Here is a 13,075-nt window from a genome sequence, read left to right as displayed (position 1 = left end):
TGCGAACGTTATAATTATTCTCGAATAACACCTATGTAGTGAACAGCTTGATTGACCGCTACACAACAATTATCTAAGTTGACTAAGACAATTTCATCATCATGAGGACGCCGATGATTATCACCATGGAATTATTAATGGCAGGGGCAACTCAAAGAGGTTCACACAAACGGCGGCAGATTGAGTTGCTGGGTGAAGAATGGCCCCCCACCCGCGGGTGGAAAAAACGGATAATTGGTAAGGAAATTCCTGATGAAGCTGCGGAAGAGTTTATTCGACTGGGAGGTGGTAATCTTATTACTGAGACTGATGATAAATATATAACTGAGTACTGGTTTAATGCCCCGGAGCCTGTTGATATCTACATCTATGTCCTTGCACTGTCCAATAAATGCTTTTATGTCGGATTGACTGCAAATATCAAAAAAAGAATGGAGGAGCACTTTACTGGGAAAGGCGCAGAGTGGACCCGGCTAAATACTCCTCTTCGGCTTATGTATGCGGTTAATACTGGAACCAGGAACGCACGTGAAGCAGAAATGATGGAAAATGAAGCCACAGTTACGCTTATGCTTAAACATGGTATCAGTAAGGTTAGAGGAGGCTATTATACTCAAACTGAACAGAAGTTGGTTGAGCTGCAATTGCGTGCTCACGGAGCCTGGGAGCGTATAAGGCAGGTCGAACTTGGAAAAAACCCGTTTAATTGCGAGCTTAACTGGAGTGATGCGCTGGAGTATTTTCTGGGTATCGCCTTGAACTATTACGATGAAGGCTCTCCGGAGCATATGCATGAAACTGTATTTGCAGCCCTTTACTCCTTAGCGCGCTCCCCCTACTGGGATGAGGATTTTGTTCCGTGTTTAAGCTGGAACTTTTGGAAAAAAAGGGAATTCTTCCCGTCTTGTTGTCTTTCAAACACGCTCGTACTGTGGGTAGCAAATTGCCCTCCGCTTATGACGTTCTTGCAGCAGCCTTAAACAGAGGTAAAAATGGAAAACACCCCTTAAGGCGTCTATTTCTACTGGGCTGGCAAAGTTTTCAACCGCCAACAACAGACAGGCAGGCAAAAACCGTCTCCCGGTTCATGTCTTACCTTGATGAAAATACAGAATTTGATCGACAATATGACGCTTTCGTTTCTATCCTTTTCCCTGAAATGAGAGCACTGTTGCGACGTCAATAACAGCGACAAACCGTCGTACTTCTCTTTGGTCTACATATCCGCAGGCACTGCCTGCACGGAGATAAACGTCACAGATAAAGAGGTGATGTGTCTGGTAGTTTGCTCAGTCTCAGGACTGCTTTTAGCTCATATTTACAGCAAAATCATTTAGGGGCCTTTTTGGGGGCCTATTTATAGTGATAAAAAATAAAATCATTATAAATCAAAGTAATTATAGATTTAATAAGCTGCCTGTACGGCAGTGAACGCGGTGATTATGAATTCTGCATGAATTTTAGATTTCTAAGCTGCCTGTACGGCAGTGAACTCCGTGGGTTGAGGGAAACGTAATCCCATCATTTTCTAAGCTGCCTGTACGGCAGTGAACTGTTGCAGATCGTTTCTAACCTACTGTTAGCTAAATAACAACAGGCAAACCTGTTAAAAAACCCTTTTTCACAAGCAGCCAATCCTAGCCTATTAAATCAATAAGTTAGGAGCGGCCGTAAAATTAGGGTCAAAACCACGGGATGGTCGCTACTGCGCTTAAACCATATGCGCTGAATGCTCCTTCGGTTGCGCTATCGCCAATCGGCCCCTGCTCGATAAACAATAGAAAGGTTTGATCGCTGGATAAACTCTTCAGCCGAATAAAGGGCAGAGATGTGCGTTTTTCTACTGAATCAGGAATACGCAGACGCGCCTCTTCTTCCGTCAGCCACCCCTTGCTCACCGAACGGCGGCGTAAGCGTTCCGCGTTGCTCTTCGGCTGCACGCGCCGCACGGTGCGGTATTTCACTTTCTCCGGCACCGGTAAAATGCCGCTGTGCTCAGTATTATCACGCAGCCCTTTACGCCAGGGTTGCTCATCTAATGCACTGAGCGCAGTAAGAGAACCGTGCAAACGCAACCGGTCCCCCAAGGTTTTACCTGCCGCAGGGAAGCTGACCCCGATCCGGCCCTCACCTGCCTGGCCCAATGCCCGGTGTAACTTGGCAAACAGCACCTCCATCAAGGTTGAGGAGCCAAAGTCAGGATCGGGGAGAATACGGATTTCAATATAGTGATCCATACAATCCCCTTATTCGCTTTTCTCGCCAAAGACGCCACCGCGGATCAAAATGGCCATCACATAGTGCTGTTGTTCAACCGCCGGTTTATCACCCTTGGTGACCCAGTTATCCAGCAGCGTATAAAAATCCATTTTCTGCTTAGGCTGACGATAAGCCTTGCCACGGCTGGTAACGGAGCCGTAAGGTTCAACCGCGATCGGCCCCAGGCCCAATTCTGTGGCCTCTGGATACCAGGTATCGATGGTACGTAGCGCATTACCCACCTTCTGCGAATGCAGTGCTGCACCGCCTGCCACCTGATACAACACCTTGCTTTTCTTACTGTTGCTGTCGAGCACCAATTCCTGAGAAGGGAACACCTCCTGCCCATTGCCTAAACGCACAAAAGCCTCAATGCTCAAAAACGCAAAGCTGTCCCCAGCCAAGCCCTGCTCTATTTCCTGCGCCAACTCCGCTAAAGCACCCTGCGGCTGGCTGAATGCACGCAGGCTATGTTCTTCACCGTTGAATTCCCATTGCTGGGTTTTGCTTTTCACGCATACCTTGATCGCATCAGCCCCCACCCGGTTGCGCCACAAGAAACGACCATTCGCCAGGTTTGCTGCGTAGCGGGCTGCCAACTCACCAAAACCCTGCTCCGCCATGTAGCCATTAATTACATTGGCCAGTTCGGCCTGATACTCCTGATCGTTACACACCGAAGGCACGGCCAGATTGCCCAGGACGCGCAGCGTGAAACTGACTTTAAGGGTGTCGCAATCAAAAGGCAGCGCGGCAACGTCGACACGTTGCAGGTTGGCTTTCTGGATTTCGGCATCCAGCTTGGCCGGATCGCTGGCAATCGCGTTCTTCAAACGGTTGGAAATGGTGCCGCGCACCGCTTTTTCCTGAATCTCTACCGGCCGCCACTCACCCTGCTGCTCCCAATTACCGGCATACAGCATGGCATCAGAGTTTGCTAATTTACGTTCGAATGCGAGTACGGAAGCGGTTTTAATCGTTGCTTTAGCCATTTTTTATTCCTTTAAAATTACTCTTCTTCGTTAAATTCGTCGTATTCCACTGCGGCCGATGTCAAGCCACGGCAGACGTAGGTATCGTTCTGGTAGTGATAGCGCCACAGCAGAGTTTGCAGATCCTGAATGCGATGTGGGCTGCGCCACTCGCCAACGCCGTAGATCGCTTCTGCAAAGCGGAAAGGGGTTGCCGGATTGCGCGCGTTCTCCACCTCACCGGGTGGATACAGGTGGGAAATAGCCTGATAGCCGGTTTGCAGCGGCACCAAAAAGCCTTTTTCCGGTTTTGCCACATAACGCCATTGGGTAGATTCATCTGCCGTGGCCTGCATTTTCAGCGCAGCGAAATCCAGCCAGGCATCGATCATTTCCACCTGCGGATCCGCCTGCTTTAGCGCCGCGAAATGCGCTTGCAGCAGTTCGGAACGATCGAGCAGGGCAAAGCCCGGTAATAAACGGCGCATCAGGCGGCGCAGTGCCTTGGGTTCATCTGGGTAAGCCATTACGCTGACTTCACCGATGCTCACGATGGTTCCCCCCGCCAAGCGCTGGCGCAGGCACAAGGGTTCCAAATGCTCAGCCAAGGCCTTCGCGCCTTCACGCCCGTTGGCAATCACACCGTTGCACTCGATTAATAGCGAAACCGTCATATGCATCCGGCCTTCCTCATTAAAGGCGGCGGTTTTGGCCTCTTTGGTCAGCGGGTTGCGGGTGAGAGAGAAAACGCGATCGCGCCCGGATGCATGGGCATGAAGCTGCTGTTGATGGCAAATCACGCCGCAGTTTTCCAACGTCAGACCATGCGTTAGCTGCAGTTTGCGCCCAAGCGCGTGGGTAAAACCAAGAAAATGGGTGATGGCCGGGAAGCCGTAGGTGAGCCCAGCCACCGCGTTAGCGTTCTCGACCCGGACGTGGCGTAAGACAATCAGCGTGCTCATAGCGGCCCCTCCTGCAGATCTTGTTCAAACTCACGCAAGCGCTGTTTAAACAGCTTTGCCGTCGACCATTCCCGACGTTCTACTTCACCAAATTTGAGTTCTTCATGCTGCAAGCGGCGGTTAAGCCACACGCCGAAGTCCAGAGCGATCTCTTTTTGCCAATCGCCGCCTTCACGCTCAAATTTAAAATCTTCATCTTTTTCCGCTCGACCGGCATCCAACCAGAGCTGTTGCGAGCGCTTGAGCTGGCAACCTTCTTCTGCACTCCAGCCAACCTGCACATCCAGGTTTTGGATCTCTGCCACATAGTTGAACAGGGTGTCGATAATTTCGTCGGTAAAGGCTAAGCGGTGGTCGCGGATCTCTTTGGTGTTTTCGAGCTGTTTTACACTCAACAAATAGTGGCGCAGATCCCGAACGATGGGCCGTGCCATCCGGCTGAAATCGCTATTCTCGTGGAAGATCGATTTGTGCTTGGTTGGGGGTTTAGGAATGATTTCCCAACTCGGCGCAGCGCAGGAGAGCAGCCAGGTGCGGCCACCACGGACGCTGTTCAGGTAAGAGATATTCTGCGGTTTGGTGCCGCCGATATTCTGCACTGCCGTATTGGGGTAGCTCACCCGCGGTGCCGAGTGCCAAACTCCGGCTTTAAAAGCGCTATAAATCTCTTTTGCTGCATCGCTAAAGCGGGCATTCGCAATGCGCTGGTGCATGGCATGCGCTAATGAAGATGAAAATAAAGGGCTTAGCAGGTGGTAGTCGTTGTCCCCAACCGGGAAGTAGAGCTGTTTGGCAAGCTTATGGGAGCTGGGCTGTTTATCGATCAGGACCTGTTTGAAACCGCTGATCCACTGTTGCAACTGCTGGTCAGATTCGGCTAAAGCCGCCAATGGGGAATCATCGCCACGGTTAATGGCGGCAATTAACGATTCGCCTTCGTATTCCGTTTGCAGCAGCTTGGCCACATCCAACGCCGCCGCGTTGCCCACCGCATCAATCGCCGGATTACGCAATGTGGCGGTGGAAAGGTAGGCAGAATCACTGACTACTGTGGGCAGAAAAACGCTGCTGCCTTTGGCATCGCTGTGGGTGAATTTCAGCGCATGAGTCACCAGGCTGATTTGCCCGGCGCGGCTGGCAGCATCGGTCAGCCAGTTGCGCACCTCATAACGTTGTTCCAGCTCTCGCCGCTGCTGGGCGATTTCCTGCTGCAAGACAGCAAGCTGTTCGCTGTCGGTGAGCACCGCCAGCCTCTTTTCCGCTTCTTTATCGAAGGCTTCAAGCTTGGGCTGCCTTCGGCTTTCGATGTAGCGGACGATAATCCGACCGAATTCGTTGTCTTCCATACGCCTCCTTGTTCCCTTGTTTGTATCACTCGAGTGCGCCAAACACCCCCAACAGCGGGTGGTAGTGCCATAGGCCTTCCTCTTTCTCGCACAAACAGATCTCGCCAAATTTCTGGCTGACCTCGCTAAGTTCCATATTCAGTTCATCTGCCAGCCGCTGATAAACCTGCTGATAGTCCATTGTTATCCAGGCACAGTTCCCGGCGGCCAACTCAGGTTCGATCGCACTAAAGCCAAAACTCTGCTTCCACTGCCCCGGTTCACTGTCTGGGGATTGGAATATCGGCTCGTCGCTTTCATCTTCAAGCCACAGGTAATGCTGTTCATCAGGTGCAGACGTTCTGAACGGCGTAAGGCGCTGCTGCTCAGCACACCAGGTGGCCTGCTCGCGCCACCATAGAGCGGCGTAATAATCCCGTTCGTCTTTTTTACCCTGCAATTTTCTGCGCAGGCTAGCGTGTTCCAGATCGACAAAATTATCTTTCGGCAACAACGGAGATCGCTCTTGTGCCCGTGGAATGGCATTAATGGTCTGATACTGCTCTGGCAGCAGAATCTCGCTCAGATCGTGGCTGTTAAGAAGATATTTCCCAGATTCAAACCCTGGCCTGCAATACGCCAGCTCGTTCCCTTTCAGCGCCTTAACGTTTTTTTGCAGGATATGCAGGTTCGGTATTTCACAACGCTGCTGACGGTGGCGCTGAATGCGCCCCGCCAACTGGATTAAGGAGCGCATAGAGCTAGGTTCGGCAATCGCCCAATCGTAGTCATGATCCCTGCCCACTTCGGCTACGGAGGTGGCCAGCACCACAAACAGATGATGTTGTTCCGGGCAATCGAGCGCTGCCTTGATCTCCGGGATCTGCCATAACGCTGGTTCGTTATAACGCGTGAGGGTTTCGTCCAACCGCTGTTCGATATGCGAACGCATCGCCAGCGGGTGCTGGCTGTGATAAACGCAATAATGAATGCGCCACCCCTGCGGCGCAGGCGTTTGCAATAAACGTTGGGCTACGGCCACCAGCGGATCGATATTCGCCATGCGGATCACCCCCAAAGACACCGTTTTGCCCGATTCGTGGCGCAGATGGTGCGCCGTATGCAACTGCTGCATCGAACTGAGCAATGTGGCCGCAACGCTGTTCAGCACATCACTTTCACGCTGGCTCGGCGGGATAACCGGGATCAACTGCGCCCGGCGCAGAACGTCTGCACCTCGCAGTTGCTTAACCCGGCGCGCAACAAAACCTTCATGTGCCTGTTTAAAGCTCGTCGTGGCCTGAATATCCTCCTGCACAGAATCATGCTCATCAAACCAGGCACAGCAAATATTAACCGGGAGTTCCGGTTGGCCGCAGGCCTGTTGATAATCGGCGCGGCCCGCCCGATAGGCATTGAACAATGCCTGGATCAGCGCGGGCGGCAAGGTGGCGGAAGAAAGCAGCACGCGAGAGCCTAATACCCCGGCCCAATTCACCAGGCGGCACAAGGCGGGCAAATCCGCGATATCAAAATCGTCGGGTTCATCCAGCACCAAATCAGACGTCAGCAAACGCAGCATCGGCGCAATTTGCTTGCCACCGCGCACGCCTTCCGTGGCGCCAATCAGGTGATCGATAGTGCTCACCAACACCGGCGCACTCAATAATTTATGCAGCTTGGGTGAGTCGCTCAGCCAACGGCTTAAACGGCCATCATCCAGGCTGCCGTCGTAACGCACGTATTGATGTTCAGCAAATAGCTCATCCGCAGAGGCGCTGCCGGTGCCCCGTGGCACGGCCTTATCATGGCTGAGTTCATGAAGTTGGCTCACCGCCAGGGAACCGATCAGAACCGCTAAGTCGTCCTCCTGCAAACCAAGCTTTTCCCGCAGGGCATCGCCGGTTTGCAAGGTTAAGGTGCGCAATCCTAAAGCCACCGAAAATCGGCAGCCCTGCTTTTCATCCGCCAGGGCATACATGATGCGCGCGTTGGCAAACGTCTTGCCGCAGCCGGTGGAGGCCATATTCACCCCGAAAAAACCCTGCCGCTGAGTGCGCTCACGCATCGCCGCTGCCAGATCGAAAGCGCGATCCTGCCAGCGGAACTTCGCCTGTTCGCTTCGGCGTTTAAAGCCTTTATGGCGGGTGATCGCCGGTAACGTGCTGCGGAGATGCGGCAAACTGCGGCCCAGCAATAAAGCATTCTGGCCCACGCCGATATTGTGCTCATCCAGCTTCTGTTTGCATTGTTTGGTTTTGCGATCGGTATTGGCATAAGCGCGATAGCGGGCATCCTGCCAGCCTTCCGTGGCGGGCAGTGAAGAGTAAAAGTGATCCGCCAGCATCAATACCAAGCGGGCCAGGTGGCTGGTAAAGCGCTGTTCGATCACGCCGAAATGGGCCAATGAAGGCTGCTGGAGCGCACGGCTGGCAAACTTATGCGCCTTGGCGCACCACGTTGCGCTGCGCATCGGCGTGCCATGCGGGAACACCCAGGCGTTGCGTCGGTCCGCAACCGTCCAATCGGCATCAAGATGGTTGGTGGCGTTCCAATCGGCGGTCAGTTGCTGCGTCAACCAGCATTCAATCTGAGCTAAATCAGGCTTATGCTGCCCCTCCGCTGGGTAAGCAGGCAAACGGTGATGGGAAACGATCAGCCAAGCCACGGTTTTGGCCAACGGTGGCAAGTGGATGAAAGGATTTTCAAACGGATCGAGCGAATCTTTCAGCAGATGAGCCAACATTGATTCCTCATCCTGTTCGCCAATCTGACTGAGCGCGGTGAGCCATTGCCGATCGCTTTTGCCTTGCACCCAGGCTACGAACAAACGTAGCGAAATCCATTCGTGGCGATAGGGCTGAAAGCTCTTTCCCTCGCCGCGTAACCCATTCTGAAACAATACGTTGGCTTTACCGAAATCGTGAAACAGCCCGGCGATAGCGGCCAGCAGGCTGACCGTTTCCACGCTGTGCCACTGGTTCTCACTCTGGCTTTTCAGAATATCCCGTTCCGTGGCATTGGTCGGCACCGCGCCCTGCTCGTTGAAACGGCGCAGGTTGCCCACGATCCACAGCAGTTCGGTTTGATTGGCACCTTTGATCCAGTGGCAGGCCACCGCCGTATTGCGCCGGGCGGTTTTACGCAGCAGCTTTCTCAGCGTATTCAGCCCTTCCAGAGTGATTGCAGTTTGCCAAGTGCGATCCCCACGGCGTTCGGCAAACTGATCCAGAATGCGGCGCGTTTCGGTCAATGCCAGTTTGTTGCATTGCGCGATCAGCAAAATATTCATCGGGCCGCCTGGCTCAGTTGCAGGGCGGTGGTTTGCAACGCTTCAATCATCACATCCAGCGCGTCTGCCCGTTGAAAACCGCCGATGCAGCGCTGGCGAAACTCTTGTTCCTCTTCACCGGCCATCGCAGCAATAAACGCCTGCGGCAACACCAGGGCATCTTTAATCAGATCGGCGGCGTCAAACACCAAACCACCCCGGCGGGTTTTGCCGTGTAACACCGCCAGACCGTGGGGCAGGCCGATCACCCAGGTCGCCACCGCTGCCAATCCATAGGCCAGATAGTTGCCATGATCGAGAAAGCGGTTCGCCATATCGACACCGCCGCCGCGTTTGGCGCGCGTGAAATCACCGTACTTCACCGTGTCGGCCGCCAGTTTATACAGCGCCTTGGTCATAACCGCTTCCTGCGCCAATAAGTCGGTGCCGTTACGGCAACTGGAGAGATTGTTTTCGTAACTGGCAAGCAACTGGCATAAACGGTTTTCATCAGGTTCAAAGCCGTTTTCACGCTGCATGCGCGCACTTAACCAGTGCTGTCGAATCTGTTGAATGCGCACACGCTGAAAAGCTACCGCCGCCGCGAGCCGTTGCCGATCGTCAAACCAAAAGCTGACCCAGTGCTGCAGATATTCGGTGGGGCGATATTCACTTTGGGAGCTTAGCCAGGAAACGGCGGTTTCGACTTCATTACCCGCATACAGCGGCGTACCCCCACCGCCACAAAACCCGACCAGAACCCCCGCTTTAGCAAATTCACGCATTGCAGCTTGAGTAACAGAGGTTCCGGTTCCCAACATCACCACGGAGGTATTAGCGATAGGGATATTCCAATATAAAGATTGTTTACCTTCATCCGTGACATATTCAACCCGCCCGCCGTTCACTAATATCCGGCAATATTGTAAATAGTAAATATTGGCGCGTTTCGAATGCAGAATAGTTTTTAAATCCGAAGGGGAAAATTGATGACTCATGAAATAGTAACATCCCTATTTTTGGCGAATGACAGGGCGAATACCCAAGCCGCTCGAGGTATGAAGGGTATAGCATAGTTCCCCCATAAAAGAGGGTGATTAAGGCTACGTTTTTATTTGATTTTTGTGGGTAATGAATTTGAGAGATGAATACAAGATATTCATGATGAGATGAGGGGAAGGCCCCTCATCTCGGCCTTCTCCCGCAGAGAGAGGGGGAACAGGAATATCGCCTAAAGCCAATATTCCCTTTCTTTATCAGCTTAAATCCGAACCGTTGCTGGCAATGACCTTCTTATACCAATAAAACGATTTTTTCCGCGTTCTGGCTAAGGTGCCATTCCCTTGGTCATCGCGATCGACATAGACAAAACCGTAGCGCTTGCTCATTTCCCCGGTAGAGGCGGAAACCAGATCAATACAGCCCCAGGAGGTATAACCCATCACCGGGATCCCGTCGTCGATCGCCTCCGCCATCGCTTTAATATGTTCGCGCAAATAGCTGATGCGGTAGTCGTCGTCGATTTCGCCTTGTTCATTGATGTCATCTTTCGCACCCAGGCCGTTTTCCACCAGGAACAGCGGTTTCTGGTAACGGTCATACATCATGTTCATGGTGATGCGCAGGCCCAGAGGATCGATCCCCCACCCCCAATCGCTGGCCTGGATATACGGGTTCTTCAGCGATTTAACCACGTTGGCGGCGCTGCTGTTGTGCTCGTTCATCTCTGCCGAGGCACAGCGCGAAGCGTAATAACTGAACGAGACAAAATCGACGCTGTTTTTCAGGATCTCCGCATCGCCCGGCGCCATCTCGACGGTGATGCCTTTTTCCCTGAACAGGCGTCGGGTGTACGAGGGGTAAGCCCCGCGCGCCTGAACGTCGATAAAGAACAGGTTTTCGCGATCTTTCTCCAGCGCGGCCCACACGTCTTCGGGTTTGCACGACCACGGGTAGAAATTGCCACCGGCCAGCATACAGCCGACCTGATTGTGCGGGTTCACCTCATGGGCAATTTTGGTTGCCAGCGCGCTCGCCAGCAGTTCGTGGTGCGCGGCCTGGTATTTCACCTGCTCCTGGTTATCATTTGGCTCAAACACCAACCCCGCGCCGGAGAACGGGCTGTGCAGCAGGATGTTGATTTCATTAAACGTCAGCCAGTATTTCACCAGCCCGTCGAACGCTTCAAAGCAGGTTCGGGCGTAATGGGTGAAGAATTCGACCATTTGCCGGTTGCGCCACGAACCGTATTCACGCACCAAATGCATTGGCACATCGAAGTGGCACAGCGTGACCAGCGGCTCAATGCCGTGCTTTTTACATTCGGTAAACACATCGCGGTAAAACGCGATGCCCTCAGCATTCGGCACGGTTTCATCGCCGTTGGGGAAAATACGGCTCCAGGCGATCGAGGTGCGAAACACGCTGAAGCCCATCTCCGCCATTAAGGCGATATCCTCTTTATAGCGATGATAAAAATCGATGCCCTGATGGCTCGGGTAGAATTCATCTTCGCGCAGGGTAAAGCGCTTTTCCTGGCCCAGCTTGACCGCCAGCCGATCTTTACCGTGAGGGATCATATCCACCGTGGTCAGCCCTTTGCCGCCTGCAAGATAAGCGCCTTCGGCCTGGTTGGCAGCAAGAGCACCACCCCATAAAAAATCTGCGGGGAAAACAGATGCTGACATAAGATACCTCTTGTTAATTAATGAGTTACAGACAACGCGGGCGCAAGCTTGGCTTTTTCACTTTCCGCCTCTTCCGCAACGGGAATGTCTTCAAAGCCCATCAGCAGCGTAAGGATGAAGGAAAGTACGATCGCCAGGATCATCACACCAAATACCCAGACGATGGTCATAGGGTTGGAGGGATCAAAAAACTGCACGCTGGTGAACAGGCCCGGTGACGCCATCGAATGGCTTGCCAACCCGGCCACGCCAGCAACGCCGCCGCAGACAAAACCACTGATCAACGCCGCGATCAGCGGGCGTTTCAGGCGTATTGCCACCCCATACAGCGCGGGTTCCGAAATACCGGCGACAATGGCGGATGCCGCAGCGGCCAGCGCCGTCTGGCGCAGTTCCGGGTTCTTGGTGCGCCAGGCCACCGCCAGCGATGAACCGCCCAACGAAAGGTTGGCACCAATTTCTGACGGCATCACCATGCCCTCTTTACCGGTTTCCGCAATGGTCTGGATGATGGTGGGAGTAAACACCCGGTGCATCCCGGTCATCACCAGCAATGGCCACAGCCCGCCCATAATGGCGACGGATAACCACCCCAGATAGCTATGAATGGTGTAAACCAGCGCCGAAATCCCGCTACCAATCCAGATGCCCAACGGGCCGACCAGCAAGATAGCGATCGGTGCGGAAACCAGCACGATCAGCATCGGTTTGAGGAAGTTTTTGGTTACGGCTGGCGTAATGCGATCGATCCATTTTTCAATGTAAGAGAGCAGCCAGGTCATGAACAATGCCGGGATCACCGTGTAGGTGTACTTCACCGCCGTGACCGGCAGGCCGATAAACTCCACATGCTGGCCCTGCGCCGCTTTGGCCATCAGATCGATAAAGCTGGGGTGCACCAGCACCCCGGCAATCGCGATCGCCAGCGACATATTGGTTTTGAATTTTATCGCAGCGGAAGCGGCCACCATCACCGGCAAGAAGAAGAAGGCACCGTCGCCGATAACGTTAAGAATAATCAGCGTTGACGACTCTTTGCCGAAGACGCCGGTCATATTCAGGATCATGGCGAGCAATTTCACCATCGATCCGCCGATAATCGCCGGGATCAGCGGCGACATGGTGCCGATCAGCGCATCCAGGATCCCTGCTCCAATGCGTTTCAGGGTGATTTTGTTTTTTTCTGGCGCAGGCTGCTGAGCTACCGCCCCTTCTGGCAGCAGCTTCAGCACTTCGGCGTAGGCCTGTGAAACCGTATTGCCAATGATCACCTGGCATTGGTTTTCGCTTCTTACCACGCCCAGCACGCCGTTGATGGCCTTCAGCCTGGCGCTATCAACCACGCTGCCGTCATTGAGCACAAAACGGAGGCGCGTCATGCAATGCGTCACCGCCGCGACGTTACTCGCTCCCCCAACTGCATCCACTATCGATCTTGATACCGCCGCATAATTCTTAGACATGAGGACAACTCTCATAGATAGGTAACCGGTTCCACACAGGATTGTTTAATTAACAGTTAAATATCAATTTATAAATTTATTTATTGTCGATTTTGTGAAGATGATCGGTTTATCTGGCTGGGGGAAAAGCCGTATTG

Annotated in this window: 9 protein-coding genes; 1 reads left to right on the top strand and 8 read right to left on the bottom strand. The window is 53.2% G+C overall.

Features of this window, described 5'->3' with window-relative positions; all coding sequences use genetic code 11:
- Positions 1-113 precede the first annotated feature (113 nt).
- Complete coding sequence (locus tag WG891_RS02865; protein ID WP_337261417.1) at positions 114-980, top strand: GIY-YIG nuclease family protein; 867 nt, start codon at positions 114-116, stop codon at positions 978-980.
- 702 nt (positions 981-1,682) lie between these two features.
- Here the strand turns inward: WG891_RS02865 and cas6f are convergent.
- From cas6f to ascF, 8 genes are all read right to left on the bottom strand, one after another.
- A complete protein-coding gene (gene cas6f, locus WG891_RS02860; RefSeq protein ID WP_337261418.1) occupies positions 1,683-2,237 on the bottom strand; it encodes a type I-F CRISPR-associated endoribonuclease Cas6/Csy4 in 555 nt (184 codons plus the stop codon).
- A 9-nt stretch (positions 2,238-2,246) separates the two neighbouring features.
- The gene (gene csy3, locus WG891_RS02855) at positions 2,247-3,251 is read right to left on the bottom strand and encodes a type I-F CRISPR-associated protein Csy3 (RefSeq protein WP_076942990.1); all 1,005 of its coding nucleotides are present in this window, start codon (positions 3,249-3,251) and stop codon (positions 2,247-2,249) included.
- Between the two features lie 17 nt (positions 3,252-3,268).
- A complete protein-coding gene (csy2, locus tag WG891_RS02850; RefSeq protein ID WP_337261419.1) occupies positions 3,269-4,192 on the bottom strand; it encodes a type I-F CRISPR-associated protein Csy2 in 924 nt (307 codons plus the stop codon).
- Complete coding sequence (gene csy1, locus WG891_RS02845; protein ID WP_337261420.1) at positions 4,189-5,538, bottom strand: type I-F CRISPR-associated protein Csy1; 1,350 nt, start codon at positions 5,536-5,538, stop codon at positions 4,189-4,191. Before csy1 ends, csy2 begins: the two co-directional genes overlap by 4 nt.
- 25 nt (positions 5,539-5,563) lie before the next feature.
- Positions 5,564-8,809: a type I-F CRISPR-associated helicase Cas3f gene (cas3f, locus tag WG891_RS02840; RefSeq protein WP_337261421.1), complete on the bottom strand. Its 3,246-nt coding sequence runs from the start codon at positions 8,807-8,809 to the stop codon at positions 5,564-5,566.
- Positions 8,806-9,786 (bottom strand): type I-F CRISPR-associated endonuclease Cas1f, encoded by a 981-nt coding sequence (gene cas1f / locus WG891_RS02835; RefSeq protein ID WP_337261422.1) that lies wholly within the window; start codon positions 9,784-9,786, stop codon positions 8,806-8,808. Before cas1f ends, cas3f begins: the two co-directional genes overlap by 4 nt.
- A gap of 258 nt (positions 9,787-10,044) precedes the next feature.
- Positions 10,045-11,475 (bottom strand): 6-phospho-beta-glucosidase, encoded by a 1,431-nt coding sequence (locus WG891_RS02830; RefSeq protein WP_337261423.1) that lies wholly within the window; start codon positions 11,473-11,475, stop codon positions 10,045-10,047.
- Positions 11,476-11,492: 17 nt separating this feature from the next.
- Positions 11,493-12,938, bottom strand: coding sequence for a PTS cellobiose/arbutin/salicin transporter subunit IIBC (gene ascF, locus WG891_RS02825; protein ID WP_156292726.1), 1,446 nt, complete (start codon positions 12,936-12,938; stop codon positions 11,493-11,495).
- Positions 12,939-13,075: the final 137 nt, after the last annotated feature.

Source organism: Serratia sp. MMO-28, assembly GCF_037199905.1.
Lineage (GTDB): Bacteria > Pseudomonadota > Gammaproteobacteria > Enterobacterales > Enterobacteriaceae > Chania > Chania oryzae.
Note: the sequence above shows the minus strand (reverse complement) of the source record. Positions and strands in the feature narration are given on the sequence as shown.

Excerpts from the sequence above, each read along its gene's own strand:
- WG891_RS02865 (WP_337261417.1), top strand. The coding sequence starts at position 114 with ATGATTATCACCATGGAATTATTAATGGCAGGGGCAACTCAAAGAGGT.
- cas6f (WP_337261418.1), bottom strand. The coding sequence starts at position 2,237 with ATGGATCACTATATTGAAATCCGTATTCTCCCCGATCCTGACTTTGGC.
- csy3 (WP_076942990.1), bottom strand. The coding sequence starts at position 3,251 with ATGGCTAAAGCAACGATTAAAACCGCTTCCGTACTCGCATTCGAACGT.
- csy2 (WP_337261419.1), bottom strand. The coding sequence starts at position 4,192 with ATGAGCACGCTGATTGTCTTACGCCACGTCCGGGTCGAGAACGCTAAC.
- csy1 (WP_337261420.1), bottom strand. The coding sequence starts at position 5,538 with ATGGAAGACAACGAATTCGGTCGGATTATCGTCCGCTACATCGAAAGC.
- cas3f (WP_337261421.1), bottom strand. The coding sequence starts at position 8,809 with ATGAATATTTTGCTGATCGCGCAATGCAACAAACTGGCATTGACCGAA.
- cas1f (WP_337261422.1), bottom strand. The coding sequence starts at position 9,786 with ATGAGTCATCAATTTTCCCCTTCGGATTTAAAAACTATTCTGCATTCG.
- WG891_RS02830 (WP_337261423.1), bottom strand. The coding sequence starts at position 11,475 with ATGTCAGCATCTGTTTTCCCCGCAGATTTTTTATGGGGTGGTGCTCTT.
- ascF (WP_156292726.1), bottom strand. The coding sequence starts at position 12,938 with ATGTCTAAGAATTATGCGGCGGTATCAAGATCGATAGTGGATGCAGTT.